A 22,333-nucleotide genomic window follows, 5' to 3' on the forward strand; every position below is an offset into this window, starting at 1 on the left:
GTGACTACCTGACCGCTAGCGCCTTCCATCCCGTCGCGCCCATGACGGCGCTCACTTTTGATTTCGGGATGACCAAGCGACCGCGATACGGGTCGTTAATGTATAAGTTTGACTTGTCATAGCCGGTCGCCAACATGACGTGATAGTTGACGTAGCCGGTGAACTTCTTGTTCGAGGCGGTGTACCAGTTGAAGTAGCCGTACGGCTTGTTGAAGTCAACGCTCGCCCAGACGATGACCGGGTTGCCCATCGACAATTCCCGTTCAATCGAACCGAGTCCTTGGTTGGACAAGTCTTTCACAGGACGATATTTGCTGGCAAATCCGATCATACCTTTTGGATAAATCCCATAGTTTTTATATTTGCCGAGCGTCCGTTTCGGGTCACCGGTGAACATGACGTTCGGGTCGACCCAACGGTATAGTCTGTTCTCGTAGCGAGCGTTCCACATACTCTTTGGCATCTCGTTGTATAAGGTGGATGCGCCGACGGCACGGCCTTTCTCTTCAAGTGCCATCTTGAGGGAGAAGAACTCACAGCCAGACGGGTACCCCATCGGGAACTGACGATAGAGTGGGACGCTCATTTTATAGATGGACAGCGCTTGAGAATAGACGCCCCGCGCATCGAACGAGGCGTTACCGACGCGGCGGTTTTGATACATTTTTCCGAACGTGTCGAAGTAATGCCACTTCCCGTTAATGGCTTGCCAGTCCGTCTTTTTCGTTAAGGCAGGTGCGAAATATTCGTACTGGGTCGTGAATTTCCAGCCTTTTTCGGGGACGCCGGTCGAGTGGAAATGATACGTTTTTCCATCCAATCGGAATTTCCCTTGCAGCCGATAACCGTATGTCGGATGGAACCCGACCTTCTTCCCATCAACCGTCTGGAATCCATATTCGCGTCGACCGTAGTAGTCGAACGAATAATAACGTGAGTTTAATTTATGGATTCCTTCAAGACGATAGCCGTAGGTCGGGTGAAAGCCGTACATGACACCGTCAATGCGTTGGAGACCGTACTTACGGTCACCGTATTTTCCGAACAGATAGTGCCGGTTGTTGATACGATGAAGTCCCTCGAGACGATATCCATAATACGGATGGAAGCCATACATTTTCTCGCCGATGCGGGCGAGTCCTTGACGACGTTTGCCGTCATCCCCGAAGTAGTAGCGACGCGTGCCGATCGTTTTCCAACCAGTCGCCATTTCGCCATGTTCCATCAAATAGTACTTTTTTCCGTCTATTGTGTACATGCCCGTATGGATTGTGCCGTCCGGGAAGAAGTAATGTTTGGCGTCACCAAGCTGTTGCCATCCCGAGAGACGGACCCCTTCCTCGGTGAAGTAGTACCGCTTGCCTGAGATTGTCTGGAAACCGGTAACCGGTTGACCGGTTTTATCGTAATAATAGACGAGACCATCCCGTTCCTGCCATCCGATGAGCAGCTTCCCGTTCTCGTCAAATGTATATGTCGTGCCGTCGACAGTGTAAGGGCCGGTGATGAGTCGGCCGTCTGCCTCAAAATAATATGTAGCGTCTTCGATTTCTTGCCAACCTGTAAGGAGCGTTCCGTCATCGTTCAGATAGTACGTATGACCCTCAATTTCTTGCCAACCCGTCAACACCGTCCCGTCACTCGAGGTGTAGACGATGCCGTCGTCCGTCTGTTGAAATGACCCTTCAGCATGAGTCGATAGAGGAGAGGTGAAGAGGGTTCCAGCAATTAAACTGAACATTGTAGTCGTCTTCCAGTTCATATTGTTATGCCTCCCGATTTTCAAAAAATCCTATATAAAATAATATAACCATTTTTATCCAAGGGAAGATAGTGGCAAATGAATCATTTACAAGGTCAGACGTTTACGCCGAATGACTCATGAAGCGAAGGCGTTTCGACGCCACATAAAGCGAGAGGACGACAACGAGGATTCCTGTCAGGAGCGGCCAAACGAGATCCACCTCTGTCAGTAACACCTCGCTCGATAGCGGTCCGAGCATCCATGGCATCCAATCAAGGTCGACCCAACCAATTAAGAGGGACATGACGAAGTGGAGTCCGAGCGTCAAGACGACCGCAACCACGCCGCTCTCTAAAAGTGCCGCGATGAAAAAGAAGATAGATAGTTGTACGATGAAATGACAGACGAGAAGTGCCGTCGACACGAGAAAATCGACCGAGTCAAATGCATCAAATAGAATCACTGTATAGTATGCTGCTGCCGTTTGTGCGAGCAAAATACCGCCGACCGTCAATAAGGCATAATGGGCCCATTTGCTGATGACAATACGTGATGTCGGGATTTGTAATGACTTGAGCCATGCGAGTGTCCCATTCGTCCGTTCATGGCTGAACGTATGCATCGCCGACAATAAGACGATGAGGAGTCCGATTTGACGAAGCTGTTCACTCACTGAGATTAAGACTTCCTCCGGAGTTGGGATCGGGATCTCGATGATGGTTCCATCAGGGAAATTCCCACCGGAAGCGAGGATATCCGGTAAGAAGTAGAGTGTGATCGGCTGCATCGAGGCGAGGAGCATAAGGGCGACGGGAATCCAAATGAGTCGTTTGTTCGACCATGCTTCGCGCCATTCTTGTTTGAAGATTGCTGTACGCATCAGGCGTTCACCTCCAAAAATAAGGACTCAAGAGACGGATGCCCGACGTGCAGCGATTGGATGACGACGTTCAGTTCCAAGACGCGTCGCAAAATCGCTCGCTCGGCGAGCTTTCGGTCCGATGATTCGAATACCCACGTTGAACCGTGTTGGATTGTCTGAGTCACACCTTCTAGTTGGTTCCAGTCCGCTCCACTCGTTTCGTCGTCGAAGAGTCGTAACTCGATGGTCGATTTCGAACCGAGCAGGTCGGTCACGGTGCCTTCCATGAGCAATTTGCCTTGTCGAAGCAGCAGCACCCAGTCGCTCGCTTCTTCGGCATCCGGGAGAACGTGCGTAGAGTAGAGAATCATTCGCTCCCGTTTCAAATCGCTCAATAAATCGAGCACTTCCCGACGACCGCGAGGGTCGAGTGCGGAGACGGGTTCATCGAGCAGCAATAATTCCGGGTCATGCACGAGCGCCTGTGCGATGCCGAGTCGTTGGCGCATCCCTCCGGATAGGTTTGCAGCCGGTCGGTCGACCGGTTCGAGACCGACACGTTTTAACAGTTTGACGGGGTCGACGTGCTTTGTACCTGTCAACTCGGCGGCATATCGAATCGTCTCGACGGGAGTCAAAGACGGGTAGAGGGCCGGACGTTGCGGCAAATAACCGATGCGTGTTTGTACGTGACCGCTCACGTCACCGCTTGTAGGGTTCGTGACACGGGCGAGCAGGTTTAAAAGCGTCGTCTTACCCGCTCCGTTCTCACCGAGTAAGGACGTGCATCCAGGGCGCAACTCAAAACTGACATCATCGAGTGCTTTGAACGATCCGAAGTGTTTCGAAATGTGTGTGACCTTCATCGTTTTGCCCGTCCCCATAAGAAGTAAACAATCGGTCCAAGAATGTTAATGAAGACGATGACGAGAAGCCATACCCATTTCGGGCCGTTCGTCACGTCGCGTTTGAATAGGTCGATCAAAGCGACAACGAGCAGGATGAGTTGCAAAATCAAGACAGGGAGTAGGATGAGTAAAAGTGTATTCGGGTCGTTTGTGATATCCATAGCGAGAACCTCCTTTTGAAGTAAACGATCTTTAACTCATTCTACACGAACGAAAGGTCCCCTGTATGTGACACAAAAAATCCCCATCTCACATGGAGATGGGGAAAACGGATCATTTGACGATGATGACAGGAGCGAGCGCGCGTTTGGCGAGTTTATGACTCACGCTACCGAGCACGAACTCTTGGAACGTATTTAAGCCGCGCGAGCCGACAACGACATATTCATAAGGCTCGTGATTCGCATATTTGACGAGTTCAACGTCCGGTTCGCCTCGGAGCTCAATATATTCGTAATGGATTCCTTCCGCTTCCGCCAAGTCAAACAATGGCTTGAGCATCTGTTTACGCTTCGTCTCCAAATCGATTTTACCTGTCGAATTGAGAGCCGCTTCCTTCGATTCTTTCGCACTGATGACGTGAACGATATCGATTGACGCATTCGACGCCTTTGCAAGTTGAATCGCTTTTTCAAGCGCACGTTTCGAGTGGGCAGAACCATCTGCCGCTAAAAATACCTTTCCCATGAAAACTCCTCCTCTTTCGCACGTTCTACTTTTAGTATAGGTGATTTGCCGAACAGGGGAAATGACGAATCAGTGACCGGCGTTCGTATCTTGTTGCTTCAAGTGAAGCGCGAGAGTGTTGAGCAGTTTTTCCGAGTCTTTGTTCAAGTTAAGAAGTTCCGGTTCGATTCCGACTTCTCGGTATTTAAAGACGACCTTATCGATGGCACCGATGGCCGAATCATCCCAAAGATGCGTGTTCGCAAAGTCGATTGTGACTGTGTTGATTCCTACGTCGATATCTTCTGTAATATCGAACTGGTTGACAAATTCAGACGTCGAAGCGAAGAACAGCTGTCCGTTGACTGTATAATCTACGCGGTTTGAAGTAACTTGGCGACCGAGGTCGATCTTTGAAATTTTGGCGGCGAATAAAATCGCAGCCGTCAAGATTCCACCGAGTACCCCGAGGGACAGATCATGTGTGAAGACGGTAACGAGGACCGTGACGAGCATGACGACCGTATCCGACTTTTGAGCGGTGCGCATCGCTTTGAGCGAGCCCCAGTCAAATGTTGCATACGATACGAAGAACATGACTCCGACGAGCGCACCGACCGGGATGAGCATGAGTACATCACTCATCGTCATGATCATGATGAAGAGTGCAAGTCCGGCTGTGAACGTCGACAGACGACCACGCGCACCTGACGAAACGTTGATGACAGATTGACCGATCATCGCACATCCTGGCATCCCACCGAAGAATCCGGCGATGATGTTCGAAATTCCTTGTCCGCGTGATTCGCGGTTTTTGTTGGAATCTGTACCCGTCATGTCATCGACGATTTGCGCCGTCAAGAGCGATTCAATCAATCCGACAAAGGCGAGCGAAATCGAGTACGGCAAGATTATCATAAGTGTCTCGAGCGTGAACGGCACATCCGGGAACAAGAAGTCTGGAAGCGTAGCTGAAATCGTCCCCATATCTCCAATATTTTTCGTATCAAGTCCGAATGTAATCGCGAGAATGGTCATGACGACAATCGCGATGAGCGGAGCCGGGATCGCTTTCGTGACACGTGGGAACAAGAAGATGATGGCGAGTGATGCGGCGACAATCGCCCAGATGATCCAGCTTTCGCCTTCAAAGTTTGACAATTGTGCCTGGAAAATCAAAATGGCGAGCGCATTGACGAAACCGACCATGACGGCGCGCGGAATGAATTTCATCAACCGGGCGATGCCGAAGTAGCCGAGAACGATTTGAATGATCCCGGTCAAAATACCAGCGGCGAGCAAGTACTGGAGACCATGGTCGGCGACGAGTGAAACGATGACGAGCGCCATCGCACCAGTTGCAGCCGAAATCATCGCAGGACGGCCTCCGGCGATTGAGATGACCATAGCGATAATGAATGAGGCATACAGTCCGACCATCGGGTTGACTCCCGCGATGAGGGAGAAGGCGATGGCTTCCGGGATGAGCGCTAGGGCGACGACAATCCCGGCTAAAATGTCGGCTCGGACATTTCCGAGCCATTCGTGTTTCAACGTATTCAATCTTTCCAAAAGAACACACCTTTCTCTTTATAATATGATGATTTGATTTTCGAGTCTCACGAAAATCAAAATAATGGATTCTGACATTTTCAACGTGTTTCATCATACCGAATTCAACCCGAAATGACAATTGCTTCGTGTTAAAAACTATGTTATTTTCATAACGTACAGGTTATATAACGGAAGAGTTATATGAGAGGTGGGGAACAAATATGTACGCTGTAGATGAACTGAGTAAAGTACTCAAGGTGCTCGGTGACCCGACCCGGTTGACGATGTTGAAACAGATGGAAGCAGGCGAACAGTGTGCCTGTAGCTTCGTCGATTGTTTCGACATCTCGCAACCGGCGATCAGCCGTCACTTGAAAATGTTGCGTCAGGCGGGACTTTTATTAGAGCGCCGGGACAAACAGTGGATTCACTATCGATTGAACGAGACGAGCCCGTTTTATCCGCTCGTCGTCGACCTATTGAAACAAGTGGAACTGACTGAAGTGGCGTGTACGTGTGATGTCTCATGTGACACTTGATGAATTGAAAAGTTGGAGGGAAACGTTTTGGAATGGATTGCTAGTCTTATATTTGTGGTGACGCTTTTCCTCATCATTAAGCAACCGAAAGGCCTCGGCATCGGTTACTCGGCGATGGGGATGGCCGTCATTGCCCTCATTTTGGGCGTCGTCAATTTTGATGATGTCGGAACAGTATGGGGTATCATTTGGAACGCGACGTTCACATTCATCGCGATTATCATCATTTCGCTCATTTTAGACGAGATTGGATTTTTCGAATGGGCCGCATTACATATGGCCCGAATCGCAAAAGGTGGTGGAGTGAAGTTATTCGTCTACATCACGCTACTCGGTGCGCTCGTTGCAGCACTATTTGCAAACGACGGGGCGGCGCTCATCTTGACGCCGATCGTCTTAGCGATGGTCCGGGCTCTCAAACTGCCGGATGCGGTCGTCTTGGCGTACGTCATGGCCTCTGGATTTATCGCCGATACAGCGAGTTTGCCGTTCATCGTGTCGAACCTGGTCAATATCGTCTCGGCCGACTTCTTCGGAATCGGGTTCGCCGAGTATGCGGCACGGATGGTGTTCGTCAACGTCTTTGCGGTTGCGGGCAGTCTACTCGTATTGTATTTGTACTTCAGAAAAGACATCCCGAAACAGTATGATGCATCTCAATTGGCTAAACCTGCGTCAGTCATCAAAGACCATACGATGTTCCGCTTATCGTGGGTCGTGCTCGCGTTACTCGTCATCGGTTACTTTACGAGTGACTTGATTGGCATCCCGGTCTCACTCGTCGCCGCTGTCATCGCCCTATTTTTCTTGGTGATGGCGAACCGTTCAGCTGCGGTAGAGACGACACAAGTCGTCAAAGGAGCACCGTGGGCCATCGTCTTCTTCTCGCTCGGCATGTACGTCGTTGTTTATGGATTACAGAACGCCGGACTCACACAAGTGCTTGCGAACTTTATCGACTGGTTTGCGGTGAATGCTTTCAGTGCGACGTTCGGAATGGGATTTTTGGCTGCCGTCTTGTCCTCAGTCATGAATAATATGCCGACCGTCATGATTGATGCGCTCGCCATCGACTTGACGAATACGACCGGCCAGATTCGGGAAGCGCTCATTTATGCGAATGTCATCGGCTCAGACTTAGGTCCAAAGATTACGCCGATCGGGTCGCTCGCAACATTATTATGGCTCCACGTACTTCGGACAAAAGGGTTGAGAATTGGATGGGGTGAATACTTTAAAGTCGGGATCATCCTGACGATTCCTACACTCGCCATTACACTATTTGGTCTGTATATCAGCTTATTACTTTATTAAGGAGTTGTTTTTATGAAATTAGTGATTATCGGTTCGGTCGCAGCGGGGACATCCGTTGCAGCAAAGGCACGTCGTAACAACGAAGATGCACAGATTACGATTTACGACCGGGATTACGATATCTCGTATTCGGGATGTGGGATTCCTTACTATGTCGGTGGAGAAGTCGAATCACGTGATGACTTGACGCCGCGTGACGCCGCCTTCTTTAAGAAGCGGTATAACATCGACGTCATGACACGACATAACGTGACAGCGGTCGACAAGGATGCGAAAACGGTGACGGTTGAAAACTTAGATACCGGTGAGACGTTCACGGACTCGTATGACGTCCTCGTCCTCGCGACAGGGGCGACAAGCATCGTCCCACCGATTCCTGGAGTGAAATCGGACAACGTCTTCCCGATTCGAAACATCCAACACGCGGAAGCTACACGTTCGTTCGTGGATTCGACAGACCCAAAACATGTCACGATTATCGGGGCCGGCTTCATCGGTCTTGAGATGGCCGAACAGTTGAAACTTCGCGGTGTGGAGGTCACTATCATCGAGCGCGTGCCGCAAGTCATGCCCCCACTCGACAAGGACATGGCATGCCGCGTCGAGGAGCATCTCGAACAGAACGGGATTGAGCTCATGCTCGGTGAGACGGTGACGGAACTCATTGGTGACGGTCATGTGGAGCGTGTCGTCACCGAGAGTGGGAAGACGATTGAGACAGATTTCGTCATCCTATCGGTCGGGGTCCGTCCGAACGTCGAACTCGCTATGCAAATGGGTGTCAAATTGGGTGAAACGGGTGCGATTGCTGTCAATGAGTGGATGGAGACGAACGTCTCAGACGTGTATGCCGCCGGTGACGTCGCGGAGAGCTTCTCCATCGTGACAGGTAAACCAATCTGGCGCCCGCTCGGTTCGACAGCGAATAAGATGGGGCGGACCGCAGGAGACGTCATCACGGGAGGACATCTCGAACATCGCGGCATCCTCGGTACGGGCATCTTCAAAGTGTTCGGACTTGCCGTGGCGCAGACGGGTCTCGCCGAAAAAGAAGCGCGTGAACTCGGGTACGATATTGAGGTGCTTCATAACACGAAACCGGATAAACCAGCCTATATGGGTGGAAAAGATATGACGATTAAAGCAGTCGCGGACCGTGCGACACGTCAACTGCTCGGCGTCCAAATTGTCGGATTCGAAGGGGTCGACAAGCGAATCGACGTCTTCGTCACGGCGATCACGCTCAAGGCAAAAGTAGATGATTTGTTCCACCTCGACCTTGCCTACGCACCACCGTTCTCGACGACGAAAGATCCGGTCATGTATACGGGGATGGTCCTTTCGAACAGCATCGACAAGGCGGCACGACTCATCACACCGGCCGAGCTTCAGACACGGATCGACGCAGGTGAAGACATGCAAATCATCGATACGCGTAAAGCAGCACAGTTCGAGAAGGCATGTGTCGATTGTGCGGTCAACGTCCCGCTCGGTCATCTCCGGGAAGCGGCGAATGACATGGACAAAAACAAACCGACCGTCGTCTACTGTAACGGTGGAGTGACGGGGAACGCAGCACAGAACGTGCTCCGTAACCTCGGATTCACCGACGTGTACAACTTGTCGGGCGGTAACAAAAACTATCAGTTATTCAAAAAGTACGGGAACTAAACAAGACGACGTCCGAGTCATACGGACGTCGTTTTTTGTGAACAGAACTCTCTTTAGTCCATATTCCTCAGGTGACATTCCCGTCAACTGATGCCAATTGACCCTTTTCTAAAATAACATTGCTTCGTTAAAGGAAACCGTTTACAATTTTTGTGTAAGCGTTTTCTTAAAATAGTGCTACAAGGAGGGACCCTCATGGTCAAAAAACAATGGAAACCCGTATGGGCAGTTGTGCTAACGTTTGCACTAATTCTGTCAATGTTTCCGATGCCGGCGTCCGCTTTAGATAAAGGGGAGTCGACTTTAGTCGTCGTCCATTATCAAGAGGCGCCGGATAATGAAAAGGATTGGAACTTATGGCTTTGGGCAAATGGCCCAGATTACTTCCCGAATAAAGGCTTCACGTTTAATGGGGGAGATTCATTTGGAAAGGTGGCGGCTTATGAATTCCCGGTCGACTCACCTGAAAAAATCGGTCTCATCGTCCGAACGGACAATTGGGACAAAGATAAAGGGTCGGAGAATGACCGCTTCATCACGAACGATATGATCCAAGACGGTGTCGCGGAAGTTTGGATCAAGTCAGGCGACCCGACGATTTATACGTCAAACCCGGACGGGGAGACGGTCTCAACGGAAATCGACATGAAAGTTCACTATTTCCGTTACGATAATACATACACGGACTGGGGTCTGTGGGCTTGGCCGGAGGGCGGGGACGGACAGAACATCACGTTCGATGAGACCGATGCATTCGGCGCCATCGCGAACGTGAAACTCGCCAACCCGGAATCGAAAAAATTGATGGGTTTAATCACGAAAAAAGGAGAATGGACGGAAAAGGACGGCGAAGACCGTTTTGTTCTCGGTACAGCGAAAGAGATTTGGCTCGTTGAAGGAGATTCGACCATCTATTATTCAGAGCCACAAATCGACCGTTCCCCTAAACTCGTCGCGTTCTCGGCGGATACGTTCCGACAAGCGACACTCACGACGAACCGTGCCATTACGGACGCGTTCATCGATGAATTGAGCGTAGACGGTGCAACGGTTGAGTCGATTGAAAAGACCGGAGACAAGTCGGTCACGATTCAATTTACAGAAGACATCGATTTAGCGAAGATTATTCAAGCGTCGCATCCGGAATACGGCGAACAGACACTCCAAGCCGGCAAGGTGCTTCGCTCGAAAGAATTCGACGCGAAATATGCGTACGATGGTAAACTCGGCATCACGTACCAAAAATCGAAAACGAAGTTTGTTCTTTGGGCACCGACGGCTCAACAAGTCGAGCTCGAGCTTTGGAATATGCCGACAGACCGACCAACGAACGATAAAGATATGAAAAAAGCCATCAAGATGAAACGCGGTGAGCGTGGCACGTGGGTGACGGAAGTACGCGGTGACCTTGACGACATCGGCTATACGTACCAAGTGACACATGCGACAGGTAAGGTTCGTGCGGTCGATCCGTATGCGACGGCTGTCGGTGTGAACGGTGATCAGGGCGTCGTCGTCGATTTGAAAGAAACGGACCCGAAACGATGGAACTCGATGAAGCCGAAGTTGAAGCAGTCAACGGATGCGATTATCTATGAGACACACGTCCGTGACCTTTCAATCTTTGATGTGAAGACGGATAAGTATGACTCAGGCATCAAAAACAAAGGGAAATACCTCGGTGTCATCGAACCAGGAACACGTCTCCTCATCGACGGTAAAAAGACGGCGACGAAAACAGGACTCGACCACGTCAAAGACCTTGGCGTGACTCATGTCCAGTTCATTCCTGTCTATGACTTCAACACGGCATCGGTCGATGAGACGAATCCGATGGCGACATATAACTGGGGATACGACCCGAAAAACTATAATGCGCCAGAAGGGTCGTATTCAACGGACCCTTACGATGCAAAAGTACGCATCACGGAAATGAAACAGATGATTCAAGGTTTACATGACAACAACCTACGTGGTGTCATGGACGTGGTATATAACCATATGTTTGATGCCCAAGCGTCGAACTTGCACAAAATCGTACCGGGTTACTACTATCGTTATACAGAAGGTGGGGACTTCGCCAACGGGACGGGTGTCGGGAACGATACCGCGTCCGAACGAGCGATGATGCAAAAACTCATCGTCGACTCGGTCGTCTATTGGGCGAAAGAATACCATTGGGACGGATTCCGTTTCGACTTGATGGGCATACATGACGTCGAGACGATGAACAAAGTTCGTTCGGAGTTGAATCGAGTCGACAAGTCAATCCTCGTCTTCGGAGAAGGATGGGACCTCGGCACACCACTCGATGCCGAATTAAAAGCAAATCAAAAGAACGCCTACGACATGCCGGGAGTCGCACACTTCAACGACAATATCCGTGACGGCTTGAAGGGGAGCGTCTTCTACGATGAGGACAAAGGTTTCGTCAACGGAAAAGAAGGCATGGAAAATCGCGTGAAGACGGGAATCGTCGGAGAAATCGCTTATAGCGACACGATTAAAGGATTCACAAAAGAACCGACGCAAGCCATCACATACGTCGAAGCCCACGATAATCACACCCTTTGGGATAAGTTGGAGTTGACGAACCCGATCGCATCTGAATTCAATAAAACGAAGATGCATCGGCTCGCATCAAGTATCCTACTAACGAGTCAAGGGACGACATTCCTTCACGCTGGGCAAGAATTCATGCGCACGAAGGAAGGGGATCACAACTCGTACAAATCACCGGACTCGATCAACCAACTCGATTGGAAACGGGCAGCAGACCGCAAGGCGGACGTCCAGTACATGAAAGGGTTGATTGAGATGCGTAAGGCAAACCCTGGTCTCCGGATGACGAAAGCGAGCGACGTGAAACAATTCTTGACGTTCCATAAAGCGGAAGCGAACGTCATCACGTACACGATTGATGAAGATGCACCTGGTCAAAAGAATGACTTGTTCATCACGCATAACGCCAACCCGACAAATGTCCGAATCACGCTTCCGAAAGGGAAGTGGAACGTGATTGTCGATGGTAACCGTGCCGGAACGAAAACAATCAAGCACGTATCAGGTAAGATTCGTGTGCCAGCCTATAAAACGTTTGTTTTAGAACGCAAGTAAACGTTGACCCCACTTTTAACGAGTGGGGTTTTTTGGATATGCAAGTTCACTAGGGGACCGACACAAGATGAAGGATGTTTTACATTGCGCTCAAAAAAAGACGGTCATACAGATTGAGACTGTCACGCGAAAGAATAGATAGTTGAAACAAGGGTCTTCTTTTCTCTAAGATGGAGAAAGAGAGAATGAGTGAGGAGACTTATGAGATGAACCTATACGACCAAGCGAGCGACTGGATGCGACAATGGCATGACGACCCTTCTGAACGCCTAAGACAAATAAAAGATGAAATTGAGCGAACAGGTACTTACACGTTGACGACAGAAGAGTTGTCGGAAGGGGCCAAGATGGCGTGGCGAAACTCGAATCGTTGCATCGGACGTTTGTTTTGGCAGACGCTTCATGTGATTGACGCCCGTGATGCCGATACGTTTGACGATGTCTACGCTCGACTGGTCGATCACCTTCATTTCGCCACGAACGAGGGGAAAATCCGTTCGACGATGACGGTCCTTCCGAACGAGTTCCAATTGTTAAATGCACAACTGATTCGATACGCAGGATATGAGACGCCAGACGGGATTATCGGAGACCCGATGTCTGTCACGATGACGAAACGGGCCGAACAACTTGGATGGGTCGGTTCCGGGACTCCGTTTGATGTTCTTCCGCTCATGATCACAGATGGTCAGGATGTTCGTCTCTACGAATTGCCAAGTGAGGCAGTGCTCGAGGTGGACATCGAACATGAAGACGTTGACTTATTTGACGGGCGAGCGATCAAATGGCATGCTCTTCCGGCGATCACCGATATGGAGCTTGAGATCGGTGGGCTTCGGTTTACGTCGATCCCATTCAACGGTTGGTATATGGAGACGGAAATCGGGGCGCGCAATTTAGCAGACACGGACCGCTATGACTTGTTGCCACTTGTCGGACGGTCGCTCGGGCTTGAGACGACAAAAGAACGCTCACTTTGGCGTGACCGGGCTCTCGTTGAATTGAATATCGCCGTCCTGCAATCGTTTGAACGAGCGGGTGTTACGATCGTCGATCATCATACCGCCGCTAAACAGTTCAAACGGTTCGAAAAAAATGAGCTAGAAGCGGGGCGTGACGTCACCGGACAATGGAGTTGGCTCATCCCGCCTTTATCCCCAGCGACGACGCACGTCTTCCACGAGCATTATGATGACGTTATCAAAACACCGAACTTGTTTGCGAGAAGCGGATGTCCCTTCTCAGGGTTTCGTCAGCCGATAAAAGAGGAATTGAAAGGCTAGAACCGCGAGAGAAAGGATGATTACTGTGGCAGTCCCGCTTTGGAAACGAGCCGTTGCCGGTCAAATCGACCAAGTCGTCTTTCAGACACCGGCCAAGCTGATTGAAAAGGCCATCCGTAAAAAAGTATGGCCGGACAAAGAAATAAAACGGTACTACTTCCCGACCGTTGTGACGATGGCCGGAGAAGTCTACTGTATGCTGTATCGAAACGGTCAGACACTAGGTGACCGTATCGTTGGAATCAAGGTCGTGAGTGCAGATGGACGTCCGCTTTCCTTTGAGCAAGTCATCAAACGGACGCTGTATAAAGATGTCGTCTATCCGGCGACGCTCGGGATTCCCTTAATTCGGGCACTCCAACAGATGAAGTCAAACAAGGACCTCGAGTTGCCGCATGACGAATTCGCCCATACGAAATTGATTTCGACGAAGTGAAGAGAGGCAGGGCGACCGCGTGTCGCTCTGTTTTTTCGTCTCATTCAGACGGCTAGCAGTCGGCTAGGAATAGGGGCAAAAAATAAGGTATAATGAGATTGGACAAAAATGAACGACCATTGGAGGATCTTTAGTTATGACAAAAATCGCATGGATTACCGACAGCATGGCCAACTTCTCCCAAGAAGAAGCAGCACGACTCGGTGTAGATATCGTTCCGATTCAGTTGATTGTGGACGGAAACGGCTATAGTGAAACAAATCTCTCGCTTGAGGACTTACATCGGTATATGATTGACCAAAAGAAAGAAGCGAAGACGTCACAACCGATTTTCGGCGACTTCATCGGGCGCTATGAGCGCTTAAAAGAGGAAGGGTACGATTGTGCCATCGCCGTCCATTGTTCGAACGGATTGAGCAGCACAGCGAAAAACTCAAAAGCAGCGGCAGAAGCGGCTGACTTCAAAGTATATACGATCGACTCGCATGCTGCGCTCGAAGCGCAACAAGAACTCGTCCGAATCGGTAAGGCCGCCGAACAAGAAGGCAAGTCGGTCGAAGAGATCGTCGCACTGCTCGAGGCATGGCGCGACAAGAAGAACTTCTTCATGATTATCGGCAACATGGAAACGATGCGCCGGGGCGGTCGAGTTTCTTCCGGAGAGATGTTCCTTGCGAACATCTTGAACATCAAACCGATTATCACGCTCGATGAGACAGGAAAAGTCATTCCGTTTAAAAAGGCACGTTCGTTGAAGAAGGCGTATGCGGAGATGGTCGGCGAACTCGAACGTCGTCATGCGGAGAACGGTGTGAAAGACAATCGTGTATTCGTCCAGACGGCACTCTCACCAAAGATGCAAGACGACTTTGTCGCGCTCATCGAGTCGAAATTACCGGGTCTCGAAGTGGTGCGGACACGATTCTGTCCATCCATCGCGGTACATGCCGGCTTTGAAACTGTCGGTGTCTTGTGGCTCGACGCTTAACAAATAGGAGGAATGCAAGATGGAAGCAATGACAACCTTGACTGGATTGAATGAACGGATTGCGGGCGTGGAACAACTGCTCGTCTATGTCTCTCATCCAGGGTGCAGTGTCTGTCATGCGCTGAAACCTCAAATCGAAGAGATGCTCCAACAGTTCCCTGAAATCGAATCAGTCGCGGTGGATTCGGACGAAGTCCCTGAAATAGCAGGAACTTTCTCCATTTTCACCGTACCGGTCGTCCTCTTTTTCATCAATGGGAAAGAGATGCTGCGCCGGGCACGATTCGTCCCAATCGGTGAACTGACGCATCAACTCGAACGTATGCAAGAAATGAGACAAGCATGAACATGAACCTTCATCCATTCATCGGATGAAGGTTTTTTAGTGAGGTGAAAATATTGAAAATAAAAAACGGAGCACCGTTAACGGCACTCCGACAGGTTATTCTGCTGCTTGCGGCACGAGGTAAATCAAGCCGAACGGGTTATGCAACAAGTTGTCAATCGTCGTTCGCTCGTCTTCGCCCATTTCGACCGTGAAGGCACGACCGTCTTCGAAAGCGAATCGGTCACCATCACCGAACATCGTTCCTCCTGAGATGAGATGGAAGTTGAACGAGTGAATCACGTGGATGGCATCTTCAATATCGAGTGTCATCGGCACGGCCACATCTGCATGACCGAACGCTTTCATTCCCCATGACATATAGGCGTTCTCTTCTTCTGTGATTGCGGTGAGGAGTGAATAGTCGAGCGCGAGATCTGCTTCTTTTGACTCCTGCCATTCTTCTTTTGAGTAGGCGACGCCGGCCGATTCGACCATGACACCGAGCCCGCCTGCGTTTAATACGGCGTTCGCGGCTCGACGTGCCGCAGCGACGTCTGTCAAATCGTTGACGTCGACAATCAAGTAGACGACGTGTGTGTGACGTGCGAGTCCTTTCGCGATTTTCGGTGTGAACCCGCCGGAGCTCGCGTGAATCATTGCCTCGGCTAGAGCAGGGTCACGTTCTACGGCTTCTACGGTGAACGCTTTTCCTGTTTCGTCTTCAAGCAACAGCAGACCGGCCATTGTGTAGCCTTCACTATGTAAACTGATTTGTTCGCTTACGCCTTCTACGGAAGACCAGTTTCCGGGAATGGCGAGCATAACTTGTGTACGATTCATGTCAATCATCCTTTTCTGCAAAAAGTCAGACCCCTCCTCAAGAGAGGTCTGGTCTATCCTCTATTATGCCCTATTTTGGCATAAATTATTCTTGATATGACTTTAATACTTCCTGAAGTGGGATTTGATCGATCTTCCGTCGGCTGACGAACGTGCTCATGAAGAAGAGGAGAGCGACCGCGCCAAGCGTGTAGACGATATAAATCCATTCGAATTCAAGCGGAAGAACGAGCCCGTAATCTTCTGCGAAAACGACGATGATGACTCGGAGTGTCAACAGGGCAATCGGAATACTCAAGAGAGCAGAGACGAGTGCGTAGATGAAGTAGCTGTTCAAAATCATCGAGCGGACTTCTCGTTTCTGATACCCCATCACTTTTAAAAGCGAGATCACGTAGTAGTTCTTCTCGACCGTGAGCGCCGTCAGAACGAACAGGATACTGAAGGCGATGAGGGATGCTCCGCCGATTAAGACGTTCATCATGAAGTTCATATATTGATTGATCGACTCGGACTGTTCAATCAATCCTTGGCGGGACAAAATGGTCGGATAATCCGACTCATTCGGACGCTCCGTCGCATAAATCCCGTTGAACAGGCTATCTGTCACTCCGTCACTTAACAGTTCACTCAATTCTGTTCGGGGCAGGTAGGCGAAGTCTCCGGAAAATTCATCGGCGATGCCAATGATCGGGTACGTCAGCGTGTCTCCGTCAAGGTCAACGTCAATTTCTTGTCCGGTCTCAAGACCAAGTTTCAGGGCAAGCGAGGAAGAGACGATCAACCCACCGGATTCCGGTACCAACTTGTCCCCGTCCTCATTCTGAAGCGGAAACAATGTGTTGTCGTCACTCAACCCTTTCAAAGTGATGAGTTTGTCTTCGACAAAGGCGAACGGGTAGGTGAGGAACGGCTCTTGACCCTCTTCTACAGTCGGTGTCGAGTCCGTATAGGCTTCATATTCATAGACGGCATCGTTCAATCCTCCCACGGTCATTCGGTCGACGGCACCGTTCATCATGAGGGCGAAGATGATGAGGATTGTTGAGAACAAGATGCCGAGGAAGAAAATCAAGAAGCTCCCCGTGCTCTTAACCGCATACAAATATTTAAATTTCGTCTTGCCGCTCGCCTGTTTCAACAGTCGACTGACGAGACGGCTGAGTCGATTGAGCGAGACATTGTCTCGCGGTGACAGGAGGGCGAGGGCGCTCTCTCCCATGATTTTATAGATGACCCCGCCCGCGACAAGCGCGAAGAAGAACAGTGGGGCAAATACAGCCGTCAAAAAGACAAGCGGACTTTGGGCAATCGTGATGGACGGCAAGAGATAAAAGTCGAGATACAGTTCTTTTAATGGATTTGCGAAATAGAGTCCGAGGAAATAACCGATGATGAGCATGAAGAAAGCGAAAATTAAGATAAGCACTAGATAAGGCGCGGCGATTTGACGGCGACTATATCCGATTGCTTTTAACAGTCCAATTTGACCACGTTCGGCCTCGAGCATATTCGAGATTAGAATGGCGACGATGATGACAGCGATTGAAACGATAAACAAACTGAGTCCGAGGGCCATCGCCTTCCCGGATGAAATTTCACTATAGATGGCGCCGCTTCGGATGATGTTCTCGGTTTCCATGACCGAGACGACAAAAGGTAGTTCGAGGTCGGTCTCAACCGTTTGGTCGGTCACACCTGATAATCGGAATGACTCTTGTCCGACAATTGACTCGAACGATTCATCCGTCATGAGAAGAAGCGTTTGCGAACCCGGGTCAAGATTGAATAAATTATCATCGAAGAGTGGAAGCGTGTAGTCGGGGAAGAGGACAAACCCGCTCACTGTGAACGGTCGACCGAGATCGATCATGTCCCCGACTTCAATCCCGTTCTCTTCTGCGTATTTTTTATTGAGGGCGACCTCGTCGTTCGTGTTCGGTCTGTCACCTGCTTCAAGGTAGGAGCGATTGATCGTGTCCGATTCTTTAATTAACAGTCCGCGATGTTCGGCACCATCGAGTGTGTACGTGATGGCTTTCAAATCGCGCAGTTCAATCGTCGCATCCGGCATTTCTTTTTCGACCGCATCAATTCGTGAGGTGATGAGACGGTTGAAGACGCCCTTATCGGCTCGTTTGATGTCGGATAAGGTGAAAGTACCTGTACTTGCTAGGGCGGCGACATCGGGGTCACGCAGCTCTTCTTCCGTTACCCGGTTGAGCATCTCAATGGCGAAATCTTCTTGGTTCGATTGCTCTAGATATTCTTCGGTCGGGACCTCGATTCCGCTGATGCCGTAAAACATCATCGTGTATGTGAGCGAACTCATGACGATGATGATTGCAATGGCAAGGAGTTGCATCCATTTTTTACTTAATGTCTTCCACACATTTTTATAAAGCATATCACCACCTCCTTATCCCCAATGGATGTCCCGTGCCGCGACCCGGATGTCATGGTGGGTCACTTCAGTGATTCGACCGGAGTTCATCTTGATGACATCGTCTGCCATCTCACTGATGCCATTGTTGTGCGTGATGACGACAATTGTTTTTTTGTATGTCTCGTTCAAACGCTCTAACAGCTCAAGCACCTTTTTCGAATTTTCTTCGTCGAGCGACCCCGTCGGTTCGTCACAAAAGACGAGGGCCGGATTTTTAGCAAGGCTACGGGCGACCGAGACGCGTTGCTGTTCGCCACCGGACAATTGATACGGGTATTTATCACGTGCTGCCGCGAGTCCGACCTGTTCGAGCAGGTCATCGATCGAGAGTGGGTCTTTCGATAGATCGGATCCGAGTTGCACGTTCTCATAGACGGTCAAGTTTTGAAGGAGGTTGTATTGTTGAAAGATAAAGCCGAGGTGATCGCGTCGAAATGACGTCATCTGCTCAGTAGACAAATCAGTCAGGATGGTGTCCCCGAACGTGATTTTGCCGGATGTGACGGTGTCGAGCCCACTGATGACATTGAGTAGTGTACTTTTCCCACTTCCGCTCGGACCAAGAATCACGACGAACGCGCCATCACGGATGGTGAGGTCGATGTCTTTCAAGGCGGCTGTTTCCACATCGCCTGTCTTATAGATTTTATTGACGTTCTGTAGTTGAATCATATTAAACACACCTCCTTCATTCGTTATACATACTGTACCCTTTTCGAGAAAAGATTGGTCATCAAGCACATAGGATGTTTTGAAAAAATAGTGAAACCGCTTCACCTGTGATAAAATAATATAACCAGGTACTAATAAACTTTTTAAAGGGAGAACTTTTCATGAAGATTGCCTATATTACAGACAGCACAATTGTCCTTCCGGATGCTTTAACGAAACATCCTGACATCCATATCGTTCCACTTTACGTCGTCAAAGGGGATCAACCGTATAAAGACGGAATCGAAGTCGATGCGACAACCGTATACGAGTGGATCGATGCGGGGGAGCGCGTGTCGACGAGTCAGCCTGCAATCGGAGACTTTGTCACGCTCTATGAAAAATTGAAAGAAGAGTATGACATGGGAATCGCGATTCACTTGTCATCGGACTTAAGCGGGACGTATTCGGCATCTGTACAAGGGGCCGAGATTGCGAACTTTAAATTACTCGCCATCGATTCACGGGCAGGCATCTACACGATGGGACTCATGCTTGAGGAGTTGATTGAACGGGTCGAACGAGGCGATGCGCTCGAAGACGTAGAAGCCTACATGAAGGTGCGCGTCGAGGACGTCCGCATCGAATTGACGATTCAAAATTTGACGCAAATGCAAAAAGGCGGACGAATCTCCAAATCGAAGGCGCTCATCGGGAACATGCTTCAATTGAAACCGGTACTACGATTTGAGGATGGGTTGATCGTTCCGTATCAAACGGTTCGCACATACAAGAAAGCACAGGCTCACTTGTTCGAAGTGTTGCGTGCGGCAATCGAGTGCGGCGAGTGTCAAGACGTTTCGATTTTTCACGGGAACGTCCCTGAACTTGCTGAGGAGTGGAAACAACGACTCGGTGACACGATTCCGATCCGAGTCGATACGCTCGCACCACTTCTCGGGGCGCATACGGGCTCCGGGTCAATCGGAATTTCTTATGTTAAAGCGAAGTAATGGTTAAGGGCGGTCCTTCTGTGAGGGCCGCCCTTTCTACGTATTCTTCTGTTTCCGTAAATAGAGAAATGTGATGGTAAGCGAATAGATGAACAAAAACGTAATCAGGAATAGAGAAAAGTCCATGGTTAGCCCCCTTTTATAAAGGTTGTTGCCGACATCAATATTAGCGAAACATTGAATTGGGAATCTTTTCAATATTTCATTGTCTCAACTTTCAAACAATTGCTGGAATGTTTTTGCATTACGGGTCATACTAGAAAAAATGAACGAGAAGAGGGGGGAGACGATGCGATTTCGGAAGTATCTGGTTCGGAGCTGGCTCGCGTGGATGCTCGTCTTCACGGGTGTGACTTATTTGACCATCCAACACCTTGATTCGTTCGATTGGCCGTTGTTTTGGTTTATTTATACGCTTGGTGCGTTGTTTGTCATGAACCCGCTCAAACGTAGACATTTGCATTTCACGTTTCATGAGATGTTCGTCTTCATCACTTTTTTCCTGTATGGACTTGCTCCAGCTCTCCTGATGGGGCAGTTACTCCTTCTTACATTTCAGGCACGGGCCTTCAATCACAAGGTCGGACGCAGACGATTCTTGCATTTTTATCCGCTCAACACGGTGATTGAAAGTCTCCTCGTCTTGTTACCGGGACTCACCTATATTGGACTTGGAGGACGAATCGGAGAATCTGTTCACTTGATTCAACAAGGCGTAGCGATGCTCGCATTTTTAGGAATGCTCTTTTTCATGCTCACGATGAGTTTTGCCCTGTCTTACTTTATGGTCGGGGAACGAATCCCGCTACCGATCATGTTCCGTCTGATTCGTTTCGACTGGCTTGTCGTATCGCTCGAATTGTTATTTACGATGATTGCGATTGAGGCATATTTATTGTTCGATTATGTCGGCTTTATCGTCACGTTCTTCGTCTTGTCCATTTTAAAAATGACAATGTCAAAAGCGACGGAGACGGAAGAGACGAAATCCAAAGTCGACCAGGTCGAACGTTTGAAGGAACAGTTATATCGAGTAAATAGCGAGCAGCTGTTGATTGAGAAATTTTGGAACGGACTACGTGACATTGTTGAAGTAGAGCGTGGTTGGCTTCAAGTCAACAGAAAAGGGGAACGGACGTTTTATGACATGATGGGTCGCATCATCCCTAGTGTGCCGGACGCATTTATAATCGAGCGCTATCAAGATGTAGATGAGTCGTGTTTCGTCTACGACTCGTTACATGAATGGCATCCTGAGCTGCAACGACAACAACAGGAATTGCATCACTCGGCGCTTGTCATTCCACCGGTTTGGGGAGCAGAAACGGCTGTCAGCTGCATGGTATCGACGACAGCCAACGGGGCATACGAGACACCGATTGCCGTCGAAGTGAACAGGCTCCTTAAAACGTTATCGTGGTCAATCGAGCGAATCGACGAACGCAATCGTTTGCAACAGGAGAGTTTGACGGACCCACTGACTGGATTACATAATCAGCGGGCATTACGGAGTTGGACAAAAGAACGATTAAACGATGTCGCCTCTTATCCACTCTCGCTCTTCCTCATCGATTTAGATCACTTCAAGTCAATCAACGATACGTATGGACATGCGTTCGGAGATGAGGTGTTGATTGAAGCAAGTCAACTCTTCACACGAAATGTCCGGGCGACGGATTTGGTGACACGATACGGAGGAGAAGAATTCGTGTTCGTCTTCCCGAGAATGGATGAGGAGGCAGCCCATCTAGTCGGTGAGAAGATACGGGAAACCTTGAAACAGCATGATTTTGGGACAGAAGGAATGCGAATCACCGTGACGGCGAGTATTGGGATTGAAACGATTCATGAGTATGAAGACCTCGATACGGTATTGAGGCATGCGGACAGGGCTATGTATGTCGGGGCAAAATTCAATGGACGTGACCGGGTCGCCCACTATCGCGACCTATCGACAGAAGTCAGATAAAAGG

General features: G+C 49.6%; 19 protein-coding genes. 10 read left to right on the forward strand and 9 right to left on the reverse strand.

The window, feature by feature from the left end:
• Positions 1 to 4: 4 nt before the first annotated feature.
• From KNO96_RS08280 to KNO96_RS08305, 6 genes are all read right to left on the reverse strand, one after another.
• Complete coding sequence (locus tag KNO96_RS08280; RefSeq protein ID WP_214703327.1) at positions 5 to 1,762, reverse strand: C39 family peptidase; 1,758 nt, start codon at positions 1,760 to 1,762, stop codon at positions 5 to 7.
• Between the two features lie 103 nt (positions 1,763 to 1,865).
• Positions 1,866 to 2,624, reverse strand: a complete 759-nt coding sequence (locus tag KNO96_RS08285; RefSeq protein ID WP_214703328.1) for an ABC transporter permease — start codon at positions 2,622 to 2,624, stop codon at positions 1,866 to 1,868.
• Positions 2,624 to 3,472 (reverse strand): ABC transporter ATP-binding protein, encoded by an 849-nt coding sequence (locus KNO96_RS08290; RefSeq protein WP_214703329.1) that lies wholly within the window; start codon positions 3,470 to 3,472, stop codon positions 2,624 to 2,626. The genes KNO96_RS08285 and KNO96_RS08290 overlap by 1 nt, the downstream gene beginning before the upstream one ends.
• A complete protein-coding gene (locus KNO96_RS08295; protein ID WP_026825310.1) occupies positions 3,469 to 3,675 on the reverse strand; it encodes a PLD nuclease N-terminal domain-containing protein in 207 nt (68 codons plus the stop codon). The genes KNO96_RS08290 and KNO96_RS08295 overlap by 4 nt, the downstream gene beginning before the upstream one ends.
• 112 nt (positions 3,676 to 3,787) lie before the next feature.
• On the reverse strand, positions 3,788 to 4,201 hold the full coding sequence (locus KNO96_RS08300; protein ID WP_026825311.1) for a universal stress protein: 414 nt from the start codon (positions 4,199 to 4,201) through the stop codon (positions 3,788 to 3,790).
• A gap of 69 nt (positions 4,202 to 4,270) precedes the next feature.
• Complete coding sequence (locus KNO96_RS08305) at positions 4,271 to 5,752, reverse strand: SulP family inorganic anion transporter (RefSeq protein ID WP_214703330.1); 1,482 nt, start codon at positions 5,750 to 5,752, stop codon at positions 4,271 to 4,273.
• Positions 5,753 to 5,955: 203 nt separating this feature from the next.
• Here KNO96_RS08305 and KNO96_RS08310 point away from each other — a divergent pair, with 203 nt between their 5' ends.
• From KNO96_RS08310 to KNO96_RS08345, 8 genes are all read left to right on the forward strand, one after another.
• A complete protein-coding gene (locus KNO96_RS08310; RefSeq protein WP_214703331.1) occupies positions 5,956 to 6,273 on the forward strand; it encodes an ArsR/SmtB family transcription factor in 318 nt (105 codons plus the stop codon).
• A gap of 27 nt (positions 6,274 to 6,300) precedes the next feature.
• On the forward strand, positions 6,301 to 7,587 hold the full coding sequence (locus KNO96_RS08315) for an arsenic transporter (RefSeq protein WP_214703332.1): 1,287 nt from the start codon (positions 6,301 to 6,303) through the stop codon (positions 7,585 to 7,587).
• A 12-nt stretch (positions 7,588 to 7,599) separates the two neighbouring features.
• Entirely contained in the window at positions 7,600 to 9,258 is a 1,659-nt protein-coding gene (locus KNO96_RS08320) for an FAD-dependent oxidoreductase (RefSeq protein WP_214703333.1), read from the forward strand.
• A gap of 195 nt (positions 9,259 to 9,453) precedes the next feature.
• The gene (gene pulA / locus KNO96_RS08325) at positions 9,454 to 12,375 is read left to right on the forward strand and encodes a type I pullulanase (protein ID WP_214703334.1); all 2,922 of its coding nucleotides are present in this window, start codon (positions 9,454 to 9,456) and stop codon (positions 12,373 to 12,375) included.
• Between the two features lie 206 nt (positions 12,376 to 12,581).
• Positions 12,582 to 13,658, forward strand: a complete 1,077-nt coding sequence (locus KNO96_RS08330) for a nitric oxide synthase oxygenase (protein ID WP_214703514.1) — start codon at positions 12,582 to 12,584, stop codon at positions 13,656 to 13,658.
• A gap of 16 nt (positions 13,659 to 13,674) precedes the next feature.
• Positions 13,675 to 14,094 carry an RDD family protein gene (locus tag KNO96_RS08335; RefSeq protein WP_214703335.1) on the forward strand — a complete coding sequence of 140 codons (420 nt, stop codon included), beginning with the start codon at positions 13,675 to 13,677 and terminating at the stop codon, positions 14,092 to 14,094.
• Positions 14,095 to 14,230: 136 nt separating this feature from the next.
• On the forward strand, positions 14,231 to 15,082 hold the full coding sequence (locus KNO96_RS08340; protein WP_026825318.1) for a DegV family protein: 852 nt from the start codon (positions 14,231 to 14,233) through the stop codon (positions 15,080 to 15,082).
• Positions 15,083 to 15,101: 19 nt separating this feature from the next.
• Positions 15,102 to 15,428, forward strand: coding sequence for a thioredoxin family protein (locus KNO96_RS08345; protein ID WP_026825319.1), 327 nt, complete (start codon positions 15,102 to 15,104; stop codon positions 15,426 to 15,428).
• A gap of 96 nt (positions 15,429 to 15,524) precedes the next feature.
• Here the strand turns inward: KNO96_RS08345 and KNO96_RS08350 are convergent, their stop codons facing one another.
• From KNO96_RS08350 to KNO96_RS08360, 3 genes are all read right to left on the reverse strand, one after another.
• The gene (locus KNO96_RS08350) at positions 15,525 to 16,250 is read right to left on the reverse strand and encodes a DUF4261 domain-containing protein (RefSeq protein ID WP_214703336.1); all 726 of its coding nucleotides are present in this window, start codon (positions 16,248 to 16,250) and stop codon (positions 15,525 to 15,527) included.
• A gap of 85 nt (positions 16,251 to 16,335) precedes the next feature.
• On the reverse strand, positions 16,336 to 18,657 hold the full coding sequence (locus KNO96_RS08355; protein ID WP_214703337.1) for an ABC transporter permease: 2,322 nt from the start codon (positions 18,655 to 18,657) through the stop codon (positions 16,336 to 16,338).
• A gap of 12 nt (positions 18,658 to 18,669) precedes the next feature.
• Complete coding sequence (locus tag KNO96_RS08360; protein ID WP_026825322.1) at positions 18,670 to 19,368, reverse strand: ABC transporter ATP-binding protein; 699 nt, start codon at positions 19,366 to 19,368, stop codon at positions 18,670 to 18,672.
• A gap of 161 nt (positions 19,369 to 19,529) precedes the next feature.
• Here KNO96_RS08360 and KNO96_RS08365 point away from each other — a divergent pair, with 161 nt between their 5' ends.
• Complete coding sequence (locus KNO96_RS08365; protein WP_214703338.1) at positions 19,530 to 20,360, forward strand: DegV family protein; 831 nt, start codon at positions 19,530 to 19,532, stop codon at positions 20,358 to 20,360.
• Between the two features lie 289 nt (positions 20,361 to 20,649).
• Positions 20,650 to 22,329 carry a sensor domain-containing diguanylate cyclase gene (locus KNO96_RS08370; protein ID WP_214703339.1) on the forward strand — a complete coding sequence of 560 codons (1,680 nt, stop codon included), beginning with the start codon at positions 20,650 to 20,652 and terminating at the stop codon, positions 22,327 to 22,329.
• Positions 22,330 to 22,333 lie beyond the last annotated feature (4 nt).

The sequence above is a fragment of the Exiguobacterium sp. s89 genome (genome assembly GCF_018617735.1).
Classification (GTDB): domain Bacteria; phylum Bacillota; class Bacilli; order Exiguobacteriales; family Exiguobacteriaceae; genus Exiguobacterium; species Exiguobacterium marinum.